The organism is Collimonas sp. OK607 (assembly GCF_900111995.1).
Lineage (GTDB): Bacteria > Pseudomonadota > Gammaproteobacteria > Burkholderiales > Burkholderiaceae_D > Collimonas.
In genome coordinates this window covers 12,726-36,394 of sequence record NZ_FOKF01000043.1, presented here as the reverse complement: position 1 = coordinate 36,394, position 23,669 = coordinate 12,726, and the positions used below count along the sequence as shown (strand labels likewise).

The window sequence follows — 23,669 nt, the reverse complement described above, 5'->3', positions numbered from 1 at the left end:
ACGAAAGGCACCTGAGAGTCCGGCAACGCCAAGCCGAGATCATCGAGTACTTCACTGATGGACTTGTGACGATATAGCGCCAATGCCACCATGAGCCAGACCACTTGCTCGGCAGGCAGGCGGCGATGGCGGATGCTCGTTGCGTCGGTGCGCTGCACGGCCTGTTCAATCCATTCGACAGGCAAATGCTCTCCTAGCCGACGCCAGTCAGGCGCTTCGAGGTGGTTTGCAAGGAAATGGAGAGTGTCATCGAGCATCGACACGCAGGTTAACAGCTGGCCCGAACGTTTACAAGCCCAAAATAAAAATGCCGTCCAGTCTTAACTGAACGGCATTAGCTCCTCGGAGCGCTTTTTTTATACCTCAGACGATATTGAATTTGTAGGGTGGGCACTTATGCCCACGCGGTACATCAGCCATTTTAGGCGTCAATCCAGCGTGGGCAAAAAAACCTGCCCACCCTACCTGTTCGCTGACGGCAGAACGATTACCCTACCCACTTACGCGCATTACGGAACATGCGCATCCATGGCGAATCCTCGCCCCACGACTCAGGGTGCCATGACTGCTGCACCGTGCGGAACACGCGTTCGGCATGCGGCATGCAAACCGTGAAACGGCCATCAGGCGTAGTCACCGAAGTGATTCCTTGCGGCGAACCGTTTGGATTGTACGGATAGCCTTCAGTCACCTGCCCCTTGTTGTCGACGAAACGCATGGCGACCAGCGCTTCCTTGATATCGCCGGTTTGCGAGAAATCGGCAAAACCTTCACCGTGAGCGATGGCGATGGCGCTTTGCGTGCCCGCCATGTCTTGCAGGAAAATCGACGGCGACGATTCGACCTGCACCATCGAGAAACGCGCCTCGAATTTCTCCGACTTGTTGCGGGTGAATTTCGGCCATGCCTGGGCGCCAGGAATGATCGATTTCAGATTGCTCATCATCTGGCAGCCGTTGCAGACACCCAGTGCGAACGTGTCGCCACGCTGGAAGAACAGCGAGAATTGCTCAGCCAGCTTGGCATTGAACAAAATCGTCTTGGCCCAGCCTTCGCCGGCGCCCAGCACGTCGCCGTATGAGAAACCACCGACGGCGATGAAACCCTTGAAATCATCCAGCCGCGCACGACCGGCAATCAGGTCGCTCATGTGGACATCGACCGCGGTGAAACCGGCTTGATGCATCACGTAAGCAGTCTCGACATGCGAGTTGACGCCTTGCTCGCGCAAGATCGCCACGCGCGGCTTGGCTGCCAGGTTGAGGAACGGCGCGGCGATATTGTCTTGCAGATCGAACGGGATGATCGGGCTGATGCCTGGATCGGCCGCATCCAGGATGCGGTCGTATTCGGCATCGGCGCTGGCGGGATTGTCACGCAGGCGGGCGATGCGCCAGCTGGTTTCACTCCACAAACGCTGCAGGTCGATACGGGTCTGGCTGTAGATGGTCTTGGCGTCACGGCTGAATTCGATGACGTCGCGTGTATTCGGCTTGCCGATAATATGACTGCAGGCGCCCAGGTTGAAGCTGCGCAGCACATTCATGACTTCCGATTTCTGCTCGGCGCGCACTTGCAGCACCGCGCCCAGCTCTTCGCTGAACAAGGCACGCAAGGTCATCTCATTGCGGCGCTCGGCCACCTGGCCGGTCCAGTTTTTCGAATCGCCCCAGTCGGCTGCATGCTCGCTTTCCATCGTCAGGATATCGAGATTGATCGACAGCCCGCTGTGGCCGGCAAACGCCATCTCGCACAGGGAGGTGAACAGGCCACCGTCGGACCGGTCATGGTAGGCCAGCAGTTTTTGTTCGCTGTTGAGTTGTTGAATCGCGGCGAAGAATGCTTTCAAGTCTTCTGCGCTATCGACGTCAGGCGTCTCATTACCGATTTGCTGCATGACCTGCGTCAAGGCCGAAGCGCCCATGCGGTTCTTGCCACGGCCGAGGTCGATCAGGATGATTGCGGTGTCGCCGAGATCGGTACGGATCTGCGGCGTCAACGAACGGCGCACATCGCTCACCGGTGCGAATGCGGACACGATCAGCGACACTGGCGAAGTCACTGCCTTGGCTTGACCCTCGTCTTTCCAGGTAGTGCGCATCGACAGTGAATCCTTGCCGACCGGGATGCTGATGCCCAACGCCGGGCACAACTCCATGCCGATCGCCTTGACGGTATCGAACAAGGCAGCGTCCTGGCCAGGCTGACCGCAAGCGGCCATCCAGTTGGCGGACAGCTTGACGTCGGAGATATCGGCAATCGCTGCGGCGGCAATGTTGGTCAAGGCTTCGCCCACCGCCATGCGGCCGGAGGCGGCGGCGTTGATGACGGCCAGCGGTGTACGCTCACCCATCGCCATCGCTTCGCCCAGATAGCCTTCGAAACTCATGCTGGTGACTGCACAATCAGCCACAGGGATTTGCCACGGGCCGACCATCTGGTCGCGCACCGAGGTGGCGCCGACGGTACGGTCGCCGATGGTGATCAGGAACGATTTGTCGGCAACTGTCGGCAACTTCAGCACGCGCTGCGACACTTCCAGCAAATCCATGCCGGTCAGGTCGACCGCAGGCAAAACCGGATTGATGTGCTTCACATCACGCAGCATTTTCGGCGGCTTGCCAAGCAATACATCCATCGGCATATCGACCGGGTTATTGTCGTGCTGCGGATCGATCACCTTCAACTGACGTTCTTCAGTTGCAGTACCAACCACTGCGAACAGGCAACGCTCACGCTGGCAGAAGTATTCAAACAGCGGCAGGCTTTCCGGTGCGATGGCCAAGACATAACGCTCTTGCGATTCGTTACTCCAGATTTCCTTCGGCGCCATGCCGCTTTCTTCCAGCGGCACTTTGCGCAAATCGAAAATCGCGCCGCGCTTGGCGTCGTTGGTGATTTCCGGGAAAGCGTTCGACAAACCGCCGGCGCCGACGTCATGGATCGACAGAATCGGATTCTTGTCATCCATCGCCCAACAGGCGTTGATCACTTCCTGGGCACGTCGTTCCATTTCCGGATTGCCGCGCTGGACTGAATCGAAGTCGAGATCGGCGGTATTTGAGCCGGTCGCCATCGATGACGCCGCGCTGCCGCCCATGCCGATGCGCATGCCGGGGCCGCCCAGCTGGATCAGCAGGCTGCCGACTGGCAGTTCGTTCTTCTTGGTGTGCTTGTCAGAGATGCTGCCGATGCCGCCGGCGATCATGATCGGCTTGTGATAACCCTGCACATTGCCGCCGACGTTTTGTTCGTAGGTACGGAAATATCCGCCCAGGTTAGGACGGCCGAATTCGTTGTTGAACGCAGCGCCGCCGAGCGGGCCGTCGATCATGATTTGCAGGGCTGAAGCTATCCGTTCCGGCTTGCCGTACTGACCTGCATCCTGTTGGCCGATAGCGGTAACATCGCTGGCGTTTTCCCAAGCCTGCAGCGCATCTGGCAACTGCAGGTTGGAAACAGTGAAGCCGGTCAGGCCAGCCTTCGGCTTGGCGCCGCGGCCGGTTGCACCTTCGTCGCGGATCTCGCCGCCGGCGCCGGTGGAGGCGCCAGGGAAAGGCGAAATCGCGGTCGGGTGATTGTGCGTTTCGACCTTCATGAGGATATGCGTTAGTTCATCCGAAGCACGGTAGGTATTGCCTTCCGCCGCACCGCGCGCATAGAAACGCGAAACGGTTGCGCCTTCGATAATCGATGAGTTGTCACTGTAGGCGACGATGGTGCCCTTCGGCTGCAACTGATGGGTATTCTTGATCATCGCGAACAAGGATTTGTCTTGCGCTTCGCCGTCGATGATCCAGTCGGCATTGAAAATCTTGTGGCGGCAATGTTCGCTGTTTGCCTGCGCGAACATCATCAGCTCGACGTCGGTCGGATTGCGCTTGGCGCTGGTGAAGGCAGCCAGCAAGTAATCGATTTCGTCATCCGACAAGGCCAGGCCCAGTTCGGTGTTGGCTTGCTCCAGGGCGCCTTTGCCGCCGGCCAGCAGATCGATGGAGGCCAATGGCTTGGCGTCCAGTTCGCGGAATAAATCGGCAGCTTGCTCGGCGCTGCGCAAGACGGTTTCGGTCATGCGGTCGTGCAGTACGTCGGCGATAGCGCGCACGCTGTCGTCGCTAAGCTTTTTAGCGCCGCCCAGCAAACCGCTCTTGAGTTTTACCTGATACGCAATCCCGCGTTCGATGCGCTTGATGTGCGCCATGCCGCAATTGCGGGCAATGTCGGTGGCTTTGCTGGCCCATGGGGAAATCGTGCCGAACCGTGGAATAACGATGAATTCTTCACCGCCTTCAGCTGCAGCGGTCGGATTACTGCAGGGATCGCCATAGGTCAATAAGGCGTTCAAACGGCCGATATCGTCCTGATCGAGCGGGGTCGAAGCATCGACAAAATGGTCGAAACGCCCTGTCACTTCGACGACATTACTGTCGATCGCTTGTAACTGGGCTAGAAGACGTTGGGAACGGAAGGCAGGCAGAGCATTGGAACCGGGCAAAATCAACATGGCGTGGAGGGAGTTGATGCAGCATGGCTGCGGGTTAAATCAGAAGCCGTCATTATACAGTGCTGACCCGCCCGCCGCCCCTTCAACTGATGACAAAATCACCTTGCCGGCCAACGTAAAAAGCACGACGGGCCGGGAAAGCGCCAGCTCTCTCGGCCTATCATTGCCTTTAAGGCAACTTAATCCAAGTTAATCTTTAGAAATCCTTCAGGACGATCTTGCCGATTGCCCGCCCGGTTTCCAGCGTGGCATGGGCTTGCCGCAGGTTTGCGGCGTTAATCGGCGACAAGACCTGATTCACCGTAGTCACTACGATCTTGTTGTCAATCAGGCGCGCCACCTGGTCCAGCAGATTGCCCTGCTGCTGCATGTCGGCGGTCTGGAACATCGAGCGGGTAAACATAAATTCCCAGATGAAACCGGCGCTCTTGGATTTCAACAGGCTGACGTCAAGCGGCGCATCGTTTTCGACGATGGTGCAAATCGTTCCCTGCGGCGCTATCACTGCGGCCGCTGCCGGGAAATGGCGGTCGGTATCGTTCAGGATCAGCACGTAATCCACATGCTCGAAACCTTGCTGCTTGAGCTGCGCCGCCAGATCGCCGTAATGGTTGATTACGTGTTGCGCGCCAAGGTCGCGCACCCATTTTTCCGACTCGGGACGCGATGCAGTGGCGATCACTTTCAGACCGGCAACCTTGACTGCCAGCTGGATCGCAATCGAACCGACGCCGCCGGCGCCGCCTATGATCAGGATCGATTTAGCCGATATAGTCGCTGCGGCCGATGCCGGCGATATGTGCAGGCGATCGAACAGCGCTTCCCAGGCAGTAATCGTGGTCAGCGGCAAAGCGGCGGCCTGTTCGAACGATAGCGATTGCGGCATATTACCGACGATGCGCTCATCAACCAGCTGAAACTCGCTATTAGCGCCTGGACGGGTGATGTCTCCCGCATAAAACACGCGATCCCCTACTTTGAAACGACTGACGTCGGCCCCCACCGCTTGCACTATTCCGGCGGCATCCCAGCCCAACACGCGCGGTGTTTTTTCGACAGTGTCTTTCGGCGCCCGCACCTTGACGTCGACCGGATTGACTGCGATGGCCTTGATCTCGACCAACAAGTCGCGGCCCTGTGGCGATGGCTTATCCAGCTGGATGTCGAACAGCGACTCCGGGTTCTCTATGGGGAGGTATCGGGTTAATGCGATGGCTTTCATGTGCAGGCTCCTTGGGGATGAGGACCGGTGAGATATGAAACCGGTCGAATGACAGCCATTATGATAATGTTGAATTATTTTATAAATAGCGCAATATTTGATTCACTTTCAATCGAAATTTGATAATGTATTCGACCACAGACCTCCAGCTTTTCATTCATACGGCCGATCTCGGCAGCCTGTCAAACGCAGCGCGCCAGCTTGATCTGCTGCCGGCGACCGCCAGCGCCAGCCTGAAACGGCTGGAGCAGCAACTCAACGCCAGGCTGTTTGTACGCTCTACACGCAGCATGCGCCTGACGCCGGAAGGAACCCTGTTCCTGGAATATAGCCGGCAAGCGCTGGCGCTGTTGCAGGAAGGTCAGGCCTTGCTGAATGCCGGTGGGCCGGTGAGCGGCCATTTGCGGCTGTCGATGCCGTCCGATGTCGGCCGTAACGTGCTGCTGCCCTGGCTCGACGCCTTCCAGCAGAATCACCCGCAAGTCACGTTATCGCTACAATTTTCGGACCGTGTAATCGACCTGTTTCGTGATCCGGTTGATGTCGCTTTCCGCTACGGACCGCTGGACGATTCGACCCTGGTATCGCAAATACTGGCGCCCAGCCGCCGGGTGGCGGTGGCAGCGCCGTCCTATCTGGCAAAACATGGCAGGCCGAACCTGCCGAAAGATCTGGCGAGCCATAACTGCCTGTTGTATTACTTGCAGCACGGTTTGTTTAACAACTGGCGCTTTTATTCGGGCAAGACTGCGATTGACGTCAAGGTGCGTGGCGACCGCATGACTGACGATGCCGCAATCGCTCGGGCCTGGGCAGTTGCGGGCATCGGCATCGCCTATAAGTCCTGGCTGGACGTGCGGCAAGATGTGGCCGAAGGCCGCCTGGAAATCATCCTGGAACAGTTTACCGGTGAAGAGACTCCGCTCAGCATGGTGTACCCGCATCGCAGCAGCATGTCGCCTTCATTGCGCGCGTTGCTGGCGTTTTTGCGCGCGCAATTTGCTGCGCTCAATTCTCCGTTGTGAACGCTGCGCTGTCTGATTCCTGATCACCGCCAAAATGTGCGGCCACGAATTCGACAAACGATCTCAACTTGGGCGTCATCTTGCGATTCGACGCCACCACGATGTGCATCGGCCGGTGCTCCAGTTCATAGTCGACTAGCAAGCGCAGCAAACGCCCGGCACTGACCTCCTCGCACAACAAGGCTTCCGGCTGCATGATGATACCGATGCCGTTAAGTGCGGCGGTGCGCAACGCCAGGCCGTTATTGGCGCGGAAATTACCGTGCACTTCAATCTCCTGCTGCACACCTCCCTGCGAAAACTGCCACAGGTTATAGCGATTGCCGTGCACGAAACTGAGGCAATTATGATGGACCAGCTGTTGCGGCGTCTGCGGCGTGCCGCAACGCGCCAGGTATTCCGGCGCTGCGCACACCATTGCCCGGTACGGTTGCAAAGGCCGCGCGATCATGCTCGAATCGGGCAGCGTGCCAATCCGGATCGCCACTTCAAACCCTTCTTCCACCAGATCCACCACCCGGTCATTCAGCGACAGATCCAGTTCGACGTCGGGATAGCGCTCCAGATAGGCGCGCACCACAGCCGCCAGCATCTGGCCGCCAAACGTGGCTGGCGCAGTCACCCGCAATACGCCGCGCGGCAGCAGCTGCATTTGCTTGACCGAAGCGTCGGCCGCCTCGATCTCCAGCAAGGCTTGCTTGCAACGCTCGAAATACAGCTGGCCGATCTCGGTCAGGCTTTGGCGGCGAGTAGTACGATTCAATAATCGTACGCCGAGCTGCTCCTCCAACTGGCGCACGTGCTTGCCCACCATCGTGGGCGAAATCCGCGCCTCTTCCGCTGCTGCGGAAAATCCGCCTTTTTCGACCACGCGGACGAAAATCTGCATGCTGGTTAATCTGTCCATAGATCACATTAAACACTAATGGTTGCAAGTGATAGGAATATTAGGTTATTTATCTACCGCAAGGAAGCAATCATAATCATCTCCAGATTTCACTCATACGGAGCACATCATGAAAATCGCAGTTATCGGCGCTACAGGCACCATCGGCAAGGCAGTTGTATCGTTACTGGCAACCCGCCATGAAATCATCGAGGTCGGCAACAGCAGCGGCCAATACCAGGTCGACATGACCGATATCCGCAGCGTCGAAGCCTTGTTCGGGAAGATCGGTAAAGTCGACGCCGTCGTCTCGACCGCGGGCAAATTGCATTTCGGCCCGCTGCAAGAGCTGACGCCGGAGAAATTCGAGATCGGCCTGCGCGACAAGCTGATGGGGCAAATCAACCTGGCGCTGGTGGCCCAGCATCACCTGAACGATTGCGGTTCGATCACACTGACCAGCGGCATCCTCAGCGATGAGCCGATCCTGCAAGGCGTCAACGCCAGCACGGTCAATGCGGCGCTGGACGGATTTGTACGCGCTGCCGCGATCGAATTGAAGCGCGGTATCCGCATCAATGTCGTCAGCCCTACCGTGCTGGAAGAATCGCTGGCCAGCTACGGCCCGTTCTTTTACGGCTTCGAGGCAGCCCCGGCCAGCCGTGTCGCCCAGGCCTACAGCCGCAGCGTCGAAGGCGCGCAAACGGGTCGCGTGTATAAAGTCTGGTAATTAAGGTCTGGTAATTAAGTTCTGACAACAGCAACAAGGCGAGCCCGTTGCCGGGTAAAACGCTGAGGATGCCTGACAGTTTTGTCAGCATTTTGTCAAGTCCATGCATTAAGATTGGTCGTAGTTGCATTGCGACCAATCCCTTTCCTCAGGAGCCATGCCATGGTGAATGTAGTCAAGCGCATTCAGGAATACAACGCGGGCCGCGATCCGCAACGTTTGCAGATGAAATACAAGAACATCCGCAACGATCCTTTCACCTTCCTGCGCGGGACTTGCCATCTGTTCTATGAACGCCTGCCGCAAAGCGGCGTAATGCGATCGGCGCCCCCGGCCTGGATTTGCGGCGACCTGCATCTGGAAAACTTTGGCAGTTACAAGGGCGACAACCGCCTGGCTTATTTCGACCTGAACGATTTCGACGAATCCGTGCTGGCGCCGGTTAGCTGGGAAATGGTGCGCTTGCTGACCAGCGTACTGGTTGCTGCCCACGGCGCCCCCGAAAGCGCTGCCGACGGCAGGCTAATGTGCCGCAGTCTCATCGACGCTTACGGCGCAGCCCTGGTCAACGGCAAACCCCGCTGGGTTGAGCGTGATCTCGCGCAGGGCATGGTCGGCGACTTGCTGAGTGGCTTGCGCGGCCGCCAACGTGCCGCCTATCTGGATACGCGTACCGTGCGCAAAGGCAAACTGCGCACGCTGCGTGTGGATGGCACGAAGGCGCTGCCGGTGTCCGATAAGCAGCGCGCCAAAGTGACTGCGTTCATGAAGCGTTTTGCCAGCGAACAGGCCAACCCCGATTTCTACAAAGTGCTGGACGTCGCGCGCCGCGTTGCAGGCACCGGCAGCCTTGGCGTCGAGCGCTATGTCATCCTGGTGCAAGGCAAGGGTTCGCCGGACGGCAACTACCTGCTTGACCTGAAGCAGGCGCTGCCATCTTCATTAGCGCCATACCTGAAGGTGACGCAACCCAAATGGAAGAGTCAGGCCCAGCGTGTAGTGACGCTACAGCGGCGTTGCCAGGCTGTGTCCATGGCATTTTTGCAACCAGTCATGCTCGGCAAGGTATCTTATGTACTGCGCGGCCTCCAGCCCAGCGAGGACCGGGTAACTGTCTTGCATACACGTCACACACTCGACGAAATCCGCCAGGTCATGACTGTCATGGGCAATCTGGCTGCCTGGGCCCAGTTACGAAGCGCCGGCCGCCAGGGATCGGCGAATGCCGATGAGCTGATCGCTTTCGGCGCAAGCAAGAAATGGAAAAAGCAGCTGCTGGATACCGCCCTGACCTGCGCGGCACAAGTGCAAAAGGACTGGCAGACCTATAGCAAAGCGTACGATGCCGGCGCGTTTGAACTGTAGCAACTGGCGGCGAGAAGGCAATTGTGCTCTTTGCTGTCCTCTTATCAAGTAATTCAAGGTATGATTCTGATCGCCTGCAACGCGTGGTGCTACGCAGAACCCCTTGAGAACAATAGTGATACAGCAGCAGACACAGAAACAGATCGTGGTTATCGGCGGCGGCGTGATGGGAGTCTGCAGCGCTTATTTTCTAGCTGAAGCCGGACATCAGGTTGCCGTAGTAGAACAACGCAGCAACGTCGCAGAACAGTCGACGCTGGGTAATTCCGGCATCTTGTCGACTGGCGCGGCGCTGCCGTGGTCGGTCCCTGGCATGCGCCGGAAAATCCTGGCAGGCATGTTTAACCAGGAAGCGCCGAATGTGCTCAACGCCCGCTTCGACCCTTCCCTTTGGCGCTGGATGCGGCGCTGGATGGCTGAATCCGAGATTCAGCGGTTTCGCTCGCACACCCATCAAATGCAAAGACTGGCCTCTTACAGCCAGGAACTGCTAGAGCAGATACAACAGCATTTCCAGCTCGACTTTGAACAAAACCTCGGTTTGCTACGCCTGTTGCGCAGCGAAACCGAGCTGGCGGCGCTGGCGCCTGTGCAAGAGCTGCTGACTGAATGCGGCGTGGTGCATAAGCTGCTCGACAACGCCGCCGTGCGGCTGCAGGAACCGGCACTGGCCGGCGCCGGCAAGTTGGCGGGCGGTTTGTACTTTCCGGATCTGGGCTCGGGCAATTGCACCCTGTTTACCAAACAATTGAAAGCCATCCTGCAAGGACTGGGCGTACAGTTCCATTTCGACAGCCTGGTTACCGCCATCGTCCCGCAAGGCGATCAGGTAGGCTTGCACATCGATGGCAATGTCTTGATGGCCGATGCGGTGGTGTGCGCCGCCGGCAGCGCCAGCGCGCAGTTGCTGCGGCCGCTGGGCCTGCGCCTGCCGCTGCACGCGATCAAGACATACACCGCCACGGCGGCCGTAAAGAATTATGAAGTAGCGCCGCAAATGGCGGTTCTGGACGACACTTACCAGGTCACCATGGCGCGTATCGGCGCCCGCATGCGCCTGGCCGGCATCGCCGAATTCGGCGCGCAAGACATGTCGTTCGACGACAAGGCTCTGCGCACCCTGCTGAAAGTAGCACACGACTGGTTCCCCGACGCCGCCAATTTCAACAGCGCCAGTTTCTGGTGCGGCCACACCCCGATGCTGGCCGACGAAGTACCGCTCATCGGCCACACCGGCGCCAGCAATGTTTTCGTCAACATCGGCCACGGCGGCTCAGGCTGGAGCATGGCGCTGGGCGCCGCCAAGGTCCTGGCCGACCAGATCTGCGGCCGGGTCCCCGAAGTTGACCTGGACGGCCTGACAGTAGCGCGCTATCGTTAATCCTGCGGCACAAGCTTTGTTTTTGCACTCTTCGGATCGACGATAACGGTTTAAGTAGGGTCAGAGTTTTGGGGTCATGCTTTTCCGCGACAGCCCTATCGTCGTAAAATTACACTTCCCGCGCAGCTCTGACCCAAGTTAACGGAACACGGAGCACACAATCCAAATGACCGCCATCTACCCGTCAGCCGAAATCCGCAAAATCGAGCAAGCCGCCCTGCACGACCTGCCCCCCTACACCCTGATGCAACGCGCCGGCCACGCCGCGGCACAAGCCGCCTTGCGCATGCTCCCTTGCCCCGCCCATTCAGCCACAATCCTGATCCTGGCCGGCCCGGGCAACAACGGCGGCGACGCCCTCGAAGCCGCCGCCGGCCTGGCAAAAGCAGGCGCCGAAGTAGTAGCGCTCCTCAAAGCCGCCCCATCGCAACTCCCGGCCGATGCCGCCAAAGCACTGGTACGCGCCCAACAGCACGGCGTACACCTGATGCCGCCCGAGCAATTCGCCGACATCGACAACAATCAATGGACCCTGGTGATAGACGGCCTGTTCGGCATCGGCCTGAGCCGGGCACTGGATGGCGACTGGCGCGACCTGGTGCAAACCGTCAATGCGATGACCTGCCCGGTACTGGCGCTGGACGTACCGAGTGGGTTGAACGCTGATACCGGTGTGGTAGTAGGCGGCGCCGCAGGTATCGCGATCAAAGCCAGCCGCACCGTCACCTTCATCGCCGATAAAGCCGGCTTGCACACCTGCGACGGTCCCGACTACGCGGGCAAGGTCGAAGTGGCGACATTGGCCATTACAGAAAACCACTTCCCCGCGCCACGCATGTGGCTCAACCAGTCCGAGTTGTTCGCCGAATACCTGCGGCCACGCCGGCTCAATTCACACAAAGGCAGTTTTGGCGATGTCGCCATCATCGGCGGCGCCGCAGGAATGGCCGGTGCGCCGATCCTGGCAGCCCGCGCCGCCGCCAAATGCGGTGCGGGCCGGGTGTTTGTCGGCTATGCGGATCAGCCGCCGGCCTACGATAGCGCACAACCGGAACTGATGTGCCGCCACGCTGCCGATCTCGATTTTTCGTCGGCCGTGCTGGTGGTCGGTCCCGGCATGGGCATGGCCGATACCGCGCTGGCATTGCTGACGCGTGCGCTTGACGCCCTCAGCTGGCTGGTGCTGGACGCCGATGCCTTGAATCTGCTGGCGCGCCAGCCGCAACTGCAAGCACAAGCCGCGCAGCGTCCGCACGCCGTATTGATGACACCGCATCCGCTGGAAGCCGCCCGCCTGCTGGGTGTCAGCACCAGCGACATCCAGGCCGATCGCGTCGCTGCCGCCCGCACCCTGGCAAGCCGCTTCAATGCGGTAGTTGTGCTGAAGGGTGCCGGCAGCATCATCGCCCGCGCCGATGGCGCAGTGGTAGTCAATTCAACTGGCAACCCGGCCCTGGCCACCGCCGGCAGCGGCGATGTATTGTCGGGTATTTGCGGCGCGTTGCTGGCACAGGGGTGGCCGCAATGGGAAGCCGCTCTGGCGGCAGTATGGCTGCATGGCCGTGCAGCCGATCAACTGGTAGCGCAAGAAGGTATCGGGCCGATAGGGCTGACTGCCAGTGAGCTGATCCCGGAAGTGCGGCTACTACTAAACCAGTTGCTACAGGATCGCCTTAGCTAAACACCCCAGGGCACCACTGCAACCCCCATCAATTGGCGATGAAATGTCATCACCAGCAAAGCTAACAGCAAGCCCGAGACACACGCAATCACGTCGAATTTGAGCACCGGAGTGAATGACTTGTAACTCTTGCGGCGAATCACGGACAACAAATCGATCGCGGCATAAGCCAGGAAAACGGAAAACAGCAGCGTGGCTTTGGCATGCCCGTTCGCCAGCAAATGGACCAGTGCCCAGAGCGCCAGCCCCAGCAACATCGGGTGTTTTACCCAGGCCCGGATATGCCCCTTCATATTGGCAGCGGCGAACAAGATGAAGCTGATGACCATGACCAATGGCGCGGCATGCCTGGCGCCGATGAATGACGTGAACAGCCTCGGTTCGGAGGGCGCCCTGCCATACCCGACTATGATCAGGATCAGTCCCAGCGCTGCCAGCATGGCGAACAGGCCCTTGTAGCGATTTTCACCAAAAGTGTGGACCAGCTGCGTTTTCAAAGCCGGCACGGTGGGAATCAGATGGAGTCCAAGAAAGAGGACCAGCCCCAGGATCAATATACTCAAAATCATTCTCCTTCCATGACAATTACGCGAAGACCGCAGCCGTCCGGCATGTGAAATGAAAAAATCCCTCCCGGCGTCGCTGCCGGAAGGGATTCATTATAGATACTAATTCAGGAACCTTGCTGCGCCTTTGCCAGGATCCTTGCCAGCATGCTTCAATGCGCCCGGATTTCCTTGACCAGGTCGCCGCCGCCATAAACTTTTTCCAGGGTTTCCAGAATCGCGCCGCTATGTACCGCGACCGAACGGTTGAAGCGTGGATCGAACCAGAACGCACCGCCCAGCGAATGAATATTGCCGTCGAAAATCAAGCCGACGATCTCGCCGTTACGATTGATCATGGGGCTGCCCGAGTTGCCGCCGATGATGTCGTTGGTCGTTACGAGGTTATAGCGCTGCGACAGATTCAACTTGCTCTTGGTCGCATGCCAGGAAGCTGGCAAGGCAAACGGATCGGCGCCGGTATCACGCTCGAAAGCACCGCCGAGTGTGGTGAACGGCGGGATTTTTTTATCTCCCCCTTGCCATCCCTTCACTTCACCATACGACAGACGCAAGGTGAAAGTAGCATCCGGATAAGCGCTGGTGCCTTGCCGGGCAAACCGTGCCTGGGCGATCAGTTCGGAATTCTTTTGCTGTACCGATTCCACTTCCTTTTCATAGCGCGTGCGAATCGCTCGCGCAGCGGGATCGAGCGCCAGTTCCAGCTTGATGAACGGATCGCTGGATTTCAGGATGGCCTCTTTACCGCCCTGCCACAGCGCCTTGCGCACCGCCGGATCACCCAGCCTGGTGTTATCGATCAAAGCCGCGCTGAGCTGGTCAGACGATTGCTTGCCGAGCACCTGCTTGACGAAAGGGTCGTCGGTACCGAGGATTTCACGCAGCTTGGTGAGCGAAAATGACAGCATGACTTTTTCGTACTCCGGATACACCGGTGCGGTCGAAAACAGCTCCTGCTCCAGTTCCGGCAATTTGGCGTCGGCATATTCCGGCAGTCGTTCGCCATTCGGTTTGGCGCGCTCTTCCGCACCGCGCACCAGCGCACGCGCGTAACCGGCGTACTTGCTGGAGAAACCACGGCTGCCTTCAATCATGCCGTAAGGTGCTTCAATCTGGCGATAGGCCTGCTGTGCCGCCGCAATTGCATCCCAGGCGCCGCCGATTTTTGCTTGCAGCGCAGGCTGTTTGGATACGAATTCGCGCAAGGCAGTTTCATCGTCCTGCTTTTGCTTCATAAGTACCGGATCCTGCAAAGCGCTGAGGCGCCCCCTCAGTGCCTTGTAGCCATTTTCCACGCCGAACAAGGCATGCTCGGCGTTACGCGCCGCTTCCGGACTGCTTTTGCTGTACTGCTCCAGCACGCCACGCATTTCGGCCAGTCGAATCACGCTGTTGACGAGTGTCAGGTCGCGCAAGGTAGTCAGTTGCGAAACGGTCAGCTGACGCTGGGTCGAGCCAGGCTGGCCGGTGACGAATACCATTTCACCTTCCTCTGCGCCGCTTTTGCTGAACGGGAAATAATTCTCGATCTTGGCCGGCTTGCCGCCTTCATAAGCACGCAACAAGGTGATATCCAGGTCGTAGCGCGGGAAGTTGAAGTTATCCGGATCGCCGCCAAAGAATGCCGCGGCTTTTTCCGGTGCCCAGACCAGGCGCGTATCCTGGAAACGATGATATTTATAGACTTGGTATTGGCCGCCGTGATACAGATCGACGACGTCGCAACGCACGGTTTCTTTATCCTTGCCGACACAGGCTGAAGTCAGTTTAGCCTTGACCGCATTTTGCGCGCTCTTGAATGCCGCGCCATCCAGGCCGGCGGTCGCGCTCTTGACCTCGGTAGTCACATCGGTGATTTGTTCCAGCCGGTTCAATTCGATTTCCGGGCAGCTCAATTCCTGCTCGCGGCCCTTAGCCAGGAAACCATCCTTGATCAGATTCTTTTTTGCCGTCGACAACTGATCCAGGCATTCGGAAGCGCAGTGATGATTGGTCATCACCAAACCGTCTTTTGAGACAAAGGATGCCGAGCAACCACCGGCAATCCGCACCGAACCCAGCATGGTGCGCTTGATCCAGCCGTCGGTCGGAGTAAAGCCGTATTCGGCCTGCATCTTCGCCTTCGGCAAATTGTCCAGTGTCCACATCCCCTCCGCTGCCATCGCCATGCCTGGAACCAGAAGTACTGCAAAAAGCCAATGAAATCGCATCGTCTTTCCTAACATTAATAAAATTTTAGGATGAGACATTACCACATAGAAACACGATGCGTAATTACCATCATCGGCAGCCAGCGCATGCAATCCGCGCTATCGTTATTGCAGATGTTGCAGCAAGGACGGGCCGAACACTTCCTGCTGAATCTGGTGCGCGGCCACACCGCGCGCCAGCAAAGCATTGCGCTGGGCCTGCATGAACGGCGTCGGCCCGCACAAGTAGTAGGAACCGTCATGCGGCAGCAAGGCATCGGGCAATTGCGCCAGTTGCAAATAGCCTTGTTGCTGATAATCCTTCTGCATGCGATCGTCGTCAGCCGGTTTTTCATAGGCGATGTGCGAGCGCACCTGGCCATGCCGGCGACGCAGGCTGCTCAACTCTCCTTTGAGCGGATGGTGACGTCCATTCAGCGTGGCATACAGAAAATTCACCGGCCGTTGCGGGCTCCGCTGCAAGCTGCTCTGCAACATGCTCATCATCGGCGTGACGCCGACACCGGCGCTGATCAGGACCAACGGCGTGTCGTCGGCTTGCGGCAAAACGAAATCGCCGCACGGCGGGCTGACCCACAGCACATCGCCCTCCTGATAGTGATCATGCAGCAGGTTCGAGACCAGGCCAGCCGGGTAAGAACTGTCAGGACTGCCAGCAGTGGCGCTGCCCTGCTCGCGCTTGACGCTGATGCGCCAGTGTCCATTGTCCGGCGCATCCGACAAGCTGTACTGGCGCAGCTGGCGCAAAGCCGGTTGTTCGATATTCACCGCGACGCTGATGTACTGGCCCGGCTGGAAAGCCGGCAATGCCTTGCCGTCCGTGGCTTCCAGATAGAACGAAGTAACGGTATCGCTTTCCTTCTGTTTGCGGACCACCGTGACTGACCGGTATTCCCCAGGTTCGACACCATGCGCCAGATACTGTTTACGCTCTTCAGCGATTAAAGCCGCGGCCAGCAAACCATAGGCTTCGGCCCAGGCCGCCAGTAATTCCGGCGTTGCCGCTGTTCCGAGGATTTCTGCGATCGCATCCAGTAAATGTTTGCCGACGATCGGATAGTGTTCTTCGCGCACTCCCAGGCTGACATGCTTTTGCACGATGCGGCTGATCACCGGCGCCAATGCATCCGGATTATCGATATTGGCGGCATAAGCAAAGATGGCAGAAGCCAGCGCCTGTTGCTGCGTACCGGATTCCTGGTTTGGCATGTTGAAAATATTCTTGAGCTCGGGATGGGCGGCAAACAAGCGTTGGTAGAAACAACGGGTAATGGTAAGACCATGCTCACGCAAGACGGGAACGGAGGCGACAATGTAGGGACGGGAAGCGGCGGAAATCATATAAACACTCCTATTGCGACATTTAAAATACTACAATTAAGTTAAAAAAATGGGCGCTATTGCGGCACCGGTGGCGCGTTCGATTTCGCCGGAATCAAGCCATTGCCGTCGGCTGAAAATGCATGCGCGTGATGACAGTAGAGGTCGGCGGCAAGATCAGTTCCGCCAGGTTGTGCCGGTTCATCCCGGCATAAAATTCCTGCTGACCGATATCCAGCACGCGCTTCAGATGACAACTCCCCCTTAAAACGCAAGGTGGCTTGTCGCAATCGACCAGGCCGCCATGCCCTTCCAGCGCGCTGAGAATATCGCCCAGATGCAAAGTCGCCGGCGCTTGCGCCATCCGCAAGCCGCCATTGCGGCCAGGGGTAGCGCTGATCCAGCCCAGCTTGACCATCCGGTTGACCACCTTGTTCAGATGATTTTTCGGGATGTCGAACTGACTCGCCAGCTCCCCGACGGTGATCACGCCATGTTCTGGCGTCGCCGCCAGATACATCAGGACGCGCAGGCCGAAATCGGTGAATTTGGTGAATTGCATGGCTTTGTTTCTTGCTGAAGGCGAATCATGAGGTTCGATGTAGCCACTATATTATTGTTGCATTTTAAAAGCAACAATTAATTTGTAATGGTCTTACACATAAAACACATTTATCGGCAATAAATTCAGGCTCAATTATTTAAGTGATTTCTTATCTTTTTGAGGTTTTTATAGGAACATAAAAAAAGCCGATCTCCCGATCGGCTTTTTTACTCGGCATGCGGCTTAATCAGCCGCAAACTTCAATTTAGATTTCTTCGTACAACGGCAATGTCAGGAATTCGGCGAACGATGCCGAAGTCGACATTTCTTCAAAGATCTTCGCAGCGCGGTCATAAGTAGCGCCATTGCCAACCAGCGCCTTGACCTTGACCAGTTCCTCAGGAATCATCGCGACGACCATCTCGGCAGTGACCTTCTTGCCATCTTCCAGCACACCCTTGCTCGAACGAATCCATTGCCATACCTGCGCGCGGCTGATTTCCGCGGTAGCGGCATCTTCCATCAGATTATGAATCGGCACGCAACCATTACCGGCCAGCCAGGCGCCCAGGTAATGTATACCGACGTTGATGTTGTAACGCAGGCCGGCTTCGGTGATCGGCGCTTCCGGCTTGAAATCGAGCAGATCGGCGGCGCTGACGTTGACGTCTTCGCGCTGCTTGCTGATCTGGTTCGGCTTGTCGCCCAAAACCTTCTTGAATTCGGTCATCGCCAGCTCGACCAGGCCCGGATGCGCAACCCAGCCGCCGTCGTAGCCGTCAGTCGCATCGCGTGCCTTGTCGACACGGACGCCGCCCATGGCGATGTCATTCTTTTCCGGATCGTTCTTGATCGGGATCAGCGCAGCCATGCCGCCAATCGCCGGTGCATTACGCTTGTGGCAAGTCTTCAGCAACAGCAATGCATAAGAGCGCATGAATGGCGCTGTCATGGTTACCTTGGCACGGTCGGCCAGGCAGAAATCCTTGTCCAGCTTGAACTTCTTGATGCAGGAGAAGATGTAATCCCAGCGACCAGCGTTGAGGCCGGAGCTGTGTTCGCGCAGTTCGTACAGGATTTCATCCATTTCGAAAGCGGCGAGGATGGTTTCGATCAGGACTGTCGCCTTGATCGTACCTTGCGGCAGGCCGAGTTCGTTCTGGGTCATCACGAAGATGTCGTTCCACAAGCGCGCTTCCAGATGCGATTCCATCTTCGGCAGGTAGAAATAAGGACCGGCGCCGCGCGCCAGCTGTTCCTTGGCGTTGTGGAACATGAACAAGGCGAAATCGAAAATGCCGCCGGAGACGCGCTTGCCGTCGACCAGCACGTGCTTTTCATCCAGGTGCCAGCCGCGTGGGCGGACCACCAGGGTTGCGACCTTGTCGTTCAGTTTGTAGGATTTGCCGTTCTGTTCCAGCGAAATCGTTTTGCGAATCGCGTCGCGCAGGTTGATCTGGCCGGTGATCTGATTGTCCCAGACTGGCGAATTCGAATCTTCGAAGTCCGTCATGTAGCTGTCGGCGCCGGAGTTGAAGGCGTTGATGACCATCTTGCGCTCGACCGGACCGGTAATTTCGACGCGGCGGCATTCCAGCGCTGCCGGGATCGGCGCGATCTTCCAGTCGCCGTTACGGATATGCGCAGTTTCAGGCAGGAAATCGGGGCGCTCGCCGGCATCCAGGCGTTTGGCGCGCTCAACGCGAACTTCCAGCAATTCCTGACGGCGCGCTTCGAAAGCGCGGCTCAGCTTGGCTACCAGCGCCAGCGCATCAGGTGTCAGAATTTCCGCGTAGCCGGGTTCGATCGAACCGTTGATTTCCATTCCTGCGGGCAGTGTCAGTTGAGTCATGCTTTACTCCTGTTTGTTCTAATAAGGATCAGTGTCGTCTGCAGCACATCTATTGTGCGCCGCGAAATTCTGTTTTTGACCATGTCGGGTATGCAAAATCCTGAATGGCATTATCTAATTTTTACGCTATATAGTATATTTAAACTAAATCATCATAGGTCGAACGATTTATCATTTGATCTATGCGTTTTAGTCACAAGTGAGCATATCACAGCTCAGATCAGCACTGACTTCCCACAAACTCAAAGCCGCGGCGATATGGATCAATTCAAGCAGATTTCCACCTTTGTCGAGGTGGCCGCCAAAGGCAGCCTGTCCGCAGCGGCACGCGCCGAAGGGATCGCCCCGGCCATGATCGGACGGCGGCTGGATGCATTAGAGGAACGCCTCGGTGTGAAACTTTTGCAACGCACCACCCGCAAAATCGCACTGACCAATGAAGGCGAAGCCTTCCTGGAGGATTGCCAGCGCATCTTGTCCGACCTGGACAATGCCGAATCGGCGGTGTCGGAGCGCAGCGCCCATGCCAGCGGCCATCTGCTGATTTCGGCGCCGGCCGGCTTCGGGCGGCAGCACGTGGCGCCGCTGATGCCGTCCTTTCTTACCGAACATCGCGACGTTACCCTCACCCTGAACCTGAACGACCGCGTGGTAGACCTGATCGGCGAGGGGATCGACGTCGCGATTCGAATCGCGTCGCTGTCGGACTCGTCGCTGATCGGCGCCAAGCTGGCGGATAACAAGCGTATCGTGGTGGCCTCGCCGGCCTATATCAAGCGGCACGGCATACCGCGCACTGTCGACGACCTGCAAAAGCATAATTGCCTTGCCATCAGCAGCGAAGGCAGCCAGCGCGGCTGGAGTTTCCGGCAAAACGGCAAGATCGTCACCGTCAAGGTGGCCGGCAACATGGTCTGCAACGACGGCCAGGTCCTGCATGACTGGGCACTGGCCGGCAAAGGACTGGCGTGGCGCTCGATGTGGGAAGTCGGCAGCGAGATCGAATCCGGCAAACTGGTCACGGTGCTGGACGAGTTTGCGGCGCCGGGCAACGATATCTACGCTGTTTTCGCGCAGCGAAGGCATCTGCCGTTGCGGATCAGGGTATTTGTCGATTTCCTGCGGCGTGCCTATGCCCAGCCCGAATACTGGCGCCACGGCTGACCGGGTTTCCAAGCTACGCTCCCACTTTTTTCATTGCTGATGTACAATAGCGCCCAGTTGCACGGCATTCCGCGTGCAGCACCCTCTCAAAGGGGAGTAGCTCCTGAATATTGGCCCGGCATATTAGTCATTAGTCGCTGTCCGATGTTCTGCAAGGTAGTCGTCATCACGGAACAGGCACAACGCCTGCGCCCGGTTACCTTGGCAGCAACGCTGTTGAGCAAGACCTTTGTCAGCATGGATTCCATGCGGGCATTGTGTCGCATAATTTTTCTAAATTAGCTACTCACCACTCCCGTTGTTATCCATGCATGAGGTTATTTGCTAACCCTGTTGGAGACTTTATGGATTTTTCTGCTTTACTTTCAATGCTGGGCCTGGCTGACTGGAATGCCGGCGCATTCTTCGGTGCATTGCTGGCTATCATCGTCATCGACCTGGTGCTGGCGGGCGACAACGCTATCGTGATTGCGATGGCGGCCCGCAACCTGCCGGACCACCTGCGCCGCAAAGCGATTATCTGGGGTACCGCCGGCGCAGTCGTCATGCGGGTGCTGATGACGATCGGCGTCGTGTGGCTGCTGCAAATACCGGGCTTGCTGCTGGTTGGCGGCATCGCCCTGCTCTGGATCGCCTACCGTTTGCTGACGCAGTCGGATGATGGCGAAGCGCATGGCGTGCAAGCTACCACCATGGCGGCCGCATTGAAAACCATCATCATCGCCGATACCGTCATGGGCATCGACAATGTCCTGGGTGTGGCCGGCGCCGCCAAAGGCAGCATGGCCCTGGTGATTATCGGCTTGCTGATTTCGGTGCCGATCATGGTGTGGGGCTCGACCCTGGCGCTCAAGCTGATCGAACGCTTCCCGGCCACGATCTTTATCGGCGCGGCAATCCTGGTATATACCGCAATGCACATGATCGTTACGGAACCGATCGCAAAGCCGTTGTGGGATAGTTTCCCCGGGCTGAGCTATGCCGTCTATGTGATTGGCTTTGTGGTGGTGCTGGGTGGTGGCTGGCTGGTGTCCAGGCGACGTGGCGCTGAAAAAGTCGCTGAGTGATTTTAGCGTAGGGTGGGCAAGGTTTTTTGCCCACGCGTGACCGCGATAACCGGAGTACAGGCCCTCGCGGCACGGAAATAGGCGCATGTGCGTGGAGTGAGTTCCGCGTGGGCAAAAAACCTTGCCCACCCTACCTGTGATTCAAGACGCTTGCTTCGCTGTCAATATCCGTTGATGAAAGGCCAGATGGTCCTCCATCAAAGTCGAAATAAAATAATAACCGTGGTCGTAACCTGCGTGACGGCGCAGTGTCAATTTCTGCCCTGCATGCAGGCACGCAGCTTCAAACTGCTCAGGCAATAATTGCTCGGCCAGGAATTTATCCCCCAGGCCTTGATCGATCAGTATCTCTTGCGGAAACGGTCGTTGCAGCCGCAACATCAACTGCGTCGCATCGTAATGCTGCCAGCTGGTTTGATCCGCTCCCAGGTAATTGCCAAACGCCTTTTGCCCCCACGGACAATTGCCAGGCGCCGCAATCGGCGCAAACGCCGACACCGAACGAAACACTTCCGGATTACGCAAAGCCAGCACCAGCGCGCCATGGCCGCCCATCGAATGGCCAAAGATACCGATGCTGCCGGCTTGCGCCGGAAACTCTTGCACGATGGTTTGCCGTAACTCATGCAATATATAAGAGTACATCCGGAAATGCGTGTTCCACGGTGCTTGCGTCGCATCCAGGTAGAAACCGGCGCCGTTGCCGAAGTCCCAGCTGGCGTCGACACCGGCGATCCCGGTATCGCGCGGACTGGTATCGGGCGTCACCAGCATGATGCCGTGCTGCGCCGCATAACGCTGGGCGCCGGCCTTGATCATGAAAGTCTCTTCGGTGCAGGTCAGGCCGGCCAGGAAAAACAGCACAGGCACCGGCCCCAACCTGGCTTGCGGCGGCTGGAACACGGAAAACCGCATGGGCAAACCGATCTCGCTCGACGCATGCCGGTAAAATCCCTGCGTGCCGCCGAAGCAGGCGTGTTCGCTGATCAGCTCCATCAGTAGATCACCACCGAACGTATCGATTCGCCGCTCTTCATCAAATCGAACCCTTCATTGATCCGCTCCAGCGGCAAGCGATGGGTAATCAAGTCATCGATATTCAGCTTGCCATCCATGTACCAGTCGACGATCTTGGGAACGTCGGTACGGCCGCGGGCGCCGCCGAATGCCGAGCCTTTCCAGACGCGGCCGGTGACCAGCTGGAACGGCCGGGTGCTGATTTCCTGGCCGGCGGCGGCAACGCCGATCACGATCGATTGCCCCCAACCTTTGTGGCAGCATTCCAGCGCCTGGCGCATGGTGGTGACGTTGCCGATGCATTCGAAGCTGTAATCGGCGCCGCCATCGGTCAGTTGCACGATGGCGTCGACCACGTTCTCCACTTCCGTCGGATTGATGAAATGCGTCATGCCGAATTTGCGCGCCATCTCCTGACGGGCCGGATTGATATCAACCCCGATGATCTTGTTGGCGCCAACCATGCGCGCCGCCTGGATCACGTTCAGGCCGATGCCGCCCAGCCCGAACACCACCACATTGGCGCCCGCTTCCACCTTGGCAGTAAACAGCACAGCACCGACGCCGGTAGTGACGCCGCAACCGATATAACAAACCTTGTCGAATGGCGCATCTTCACGGATCTTGGCCAGGGCGATTTCCGGCACCACGATGTAGTTGGAAAAAGTCGAGGTTCCCATGTAATGGAAAATCGGCTTGCCGTCGATCGAGAAACGGCTGGTGGCGTCCGGCATCAAGCCACGGCCCTGGGTCGAGCGGATCGACTGGCACAGATTGGTTTTTTGCGACAAACAGAATTTGCATTCGCGGCATTCGGGCGTGTAAAGCGGAATGACGTGATCGTCCTTCTTCAGGCTTTTGACACCAGGGCCGACATCCACCACGATACCCGCGCCTTCATGGCCCAGGATCGACGGGAAAATGCCTTCCGGGTCGGCGCCGGACAGGGTGTAGTAATCGGTGTGGCAGATACCGGTAGCCTTGATCTCGACCAGCACTTCGCCGGCACGCGGGCCGCCCAGTTCGACTTCTTCGATCGTCAGTGGCTGACCGGCTTTCCATGCGATGGCTGCTTTGGTTTTCATGATGATATCCTTTATCTGGCTGTAATTACCTGGCTGTATTTACACAAATG

The 23,669-nt window shown here is 57.8% G+C and carries 18 protein-coding genes; 7 read left to right on the top strand and 11 right to left on the bottom strand.

Annotation, left to right across the window (positions count from 1 at the left end):
* The 3 genes from BM029_RS21715 to BM029_RS21705 form a co-directional block, all read right to left on the bottom strand.
* Positions 1 to 257, bottom strand: a 257-nt coding sequence (locus BM029_RS21715; protein WP_170851161.1) for a transposase domain-containing protein, incomplete at its 3' end; no start/stop codon positions are given.
* A 230-nt stretch (positions 258 to 487) separates the two neighbouring features.
* The gene (purL, locus tag BM029_RS21710) at positions 488 to 4,504 is read right to left on the bottom strand and encodes a phosphoribosylformylglycinamidine synthase (RefSeq protein WP_092439629.1); all 4,017 of its coding nucleotides are present in this window, start codon (positions 4,502 to 4,504) and stop codon (positions 488 to 490) included.
* Positions 4,505 to 4,700: 196 nt separating this feature from the next.
* A complete protein-coding gene (locus BM029_RS21705; RefSeq protein ID WP_092439627.1) occupies positions 4,701 to 5,726 on the bottom strand; it encodes a zinc-binding alcohol dehydrogenase family protein in 1,026 nt (341 codons plus the stop codon).
* 125 nt (positions 5,727 to 5,851) lie between these two features.
* Here BM029_RS21705 and BM029_RS21700 point away from each other — a divergent pair, with 125 nt between their 5' ends.
* On the top strand, positions 5,852 to 6,751 hold the full coding sequence (locus BM029_RS21700) for a LysR family transcriptional regulator (RefSeq protein ID WP_170851175.1): 900 nt from the start codon (positions 5,852 to 5,854) through the stop codon (positions 6,749 to 6,751).
* Here BM029_RS21700 and BM029_RS21695 read toward each other — a convergent pair.
* Positions 6,735 to 7,658 carry a LysR family transcriptional regulator gene (locus tag BM029_RS21695; protein ID WP_092439623.1) on the bottom strand — a complete coding sequence of 308 codons (924 nt, stop codon included), beginning with the start codon at positions 7,656 to 7,658 and terminating at the stop codon, positions 6,735 to 6,737. The two genes, BM029_RS21700 and BM029_RS21695, sit on opposite strands and share 17 nt — an antisense overlap.
* Positions 7,659 to 7,767: 109 nt before the next feature.
* On the opposite strand from BM029_RS21695, the gene BM029_RS21690 reads away from it, so the two are divergent.
* The 4 genes from BM029_RS21690 (at position 7,768) to BM029_RS21675 (ending at position 12,794) form a co-directional block, all read left to right on the top strand.
* Positions 7,768 to 8,367: a short chain dehydrogenase gene (locus tag BM029_RS21690; RefSeq protein WP_092439621.1), complete on the top strand. Its 600-nt coding sequence runs from the start codon at positions 7,768 to 7,770 to the stop codon at positions 8,365 to 8,367.
* 162 nt (positions 8,368 to 8,529) lie between these two features.
* Entirely contained in the window at positions 8,530 to 9,732 is a 1,203-nt protein-coding gene (locus tag BM029_RS21685; protein WP_092439619.1) for a DUF2252 domain-containing protein, read from the top strand.
* Positions 9,733 to 9,835: 103 nt separating this feature from the next.
* The gene (locus tag BM029_RS21680; RefSeq protein WP_092439617.1) at positions 9,836 to 11,113 is read left to right on the top strand and encodes an FAD-dependent oxidoreductase; all 1,278 of its coding nucleotides are present in this window, start codon (positions 9,836 to 9,838) and stop codon (positions 11,111 to 11,113) included.
* Between the two features lie 166 nt (positions 11,114 to 11,279).
* A complete protein-coding gene (locus tag BM029_RS21675; RefSeq protein ID WP_092439615.1) occupies positions 11,280 to 12,794 on the top strand; it encodes an NAD(P)H-hydrate dehydratase in 1,515 nt (504 codons plus the stop codon).
* On the opposite strand, the gene BM029_RS21670 is transcribed toward BM029_RS21675, so the two are convergent.
* The 5 genes from BM029_RS21670 to aceB all read right to left on the bottom strand — a co-directional run bounded on the left by BM029_RS21670 (position 12,791) and on the right by aceB (position 19,286).
* A complete protein-coding gene (locus BM029_RS21670; protein WP_170851174.1) occupies positions 12,791 to 13,357 on the bottom strand; it encodes an NnrU family protein in 567 nt (188 codons plus the stop codon). The two genes, BM029_RS21675 and BM029_RS21670, sit on opposite strands and share 4 nt — an antisense overlap.
* A 155-nt stretch (positions 13,358 to 13,512) precedes the next feature.
* Positions 13,513 to 15,570 (bottom strand): S46 family peptidase, encoded by a 2,058-nt coding sequence (locus BM029_RS21665; RefSeq protein ID WP_244545165.1) that lies wholly within the window; start codon positions 15,568 to 15,570, stop codon positions 13,513 to 13,515.
* A 105-nt stretch (positions 15,571 to 15,675) separates the two neighbouring features.
* Positions 15,676 to 16,911 (bottom strand): NO-inducible flavohemoprotein, encoded by a 1,236-nt coding sequence (gene hmpA / locus BM029_RS21660; RefSeq protein WP_092439610.1) that lies wholly within the window; start codon positions 16,909 to 16,911, stop codon positions 15,676 to 15,678.
* A gap of 94 nt (positions 16,912 to 17,005) precedes the next feature.
* Positions 17,006 to 17,452 carry an RrF2 family transcriptional regulator gene (locus BM029_RS21655; RefSeq protein ID WP_092439608.1) on the bottom strand — a complete coding sequence of 149 codons (447 nt, stop codon included), beginning with the start codon at positions 17,450 to 17,452 and terminating at the stop codon, positions 17,006 to 17,008.
* 247 nt (positions 17,453 to 17,699) lie between these two features.
* Positions 17,700 to 19,286, bottom strand: a complete 1,587-nt coding sequence (gene aceB / locus BM029_RS21650) for a malate synthase A (RefSeq protein WP_092412031.1) — start codon at positions 19,284 to 19,286, stop codon at positions 17,700 to 17,702.
* A gap of 258 nt (positions 19,287 to 19,544) precedes the next feature.
* Between aceB and BM029_RS21645 the strand changes: the two genes are divergently transcribed.
* Positions 19,545 to 20,450, top strand: coding sequence for a LysR family transcriptional regulator (locus tag BM029_RS21645; protein WP_092439606.1), 906 nt, complete (start codon positions 19,545 to 19,547; stop codon positions 20,448 to 20,450).
* Between the two features lie 344 nt (positions 20,451 to 20,794).
* A complete protein-coding gene (locus BM029_RS21640) occupies positions 20,795 to 21,517 on the top strand; it encodes a TerC family protein (protein ID WP_371329154.1) in 723 nt (240 codons plus the stop codon).
* Between the two features lie 141 nt (positions 21,518 to 21,658).
* Here BM029_RS21640 and fghA read toward each other — a convergent pair whose 3' ends face one another.
* Both fghA and BM029_RS21630 read right to left on the bottom strand, forming a co-directional pair.
* Positions 21,659 to 22,513: an S-formylglutathione hydrolase gene (fghA, locus tag BM029_RS21635; protein WP_170851173.1), complete on the bottom strand. Its 855-nt coding sequence runs from the start codon at positions 22,511 to 22,513 to the stop codon at positions 21,659 to 21,661.
* Positions 22,513 to 23,619 (bottom strand): S-(hydroxymethyl)glutathione dehydrogenase/class III alcohol dehydrogenase, encoded by a 1,107-nt coding sequence (locus tag BM029_RS21630; protein WP_092439602.1) that lies wholly within the window; start codon positions 23,617 to 23,619, stop codon positions 22,513 to 22,515. The genes fghA and BM029_RS21630 overlap by 1 nt, the downstream gene beginning before the upstream one ends.
* Positions 23,620 to 23,669 lie beyond the last annotated feature (50 nt).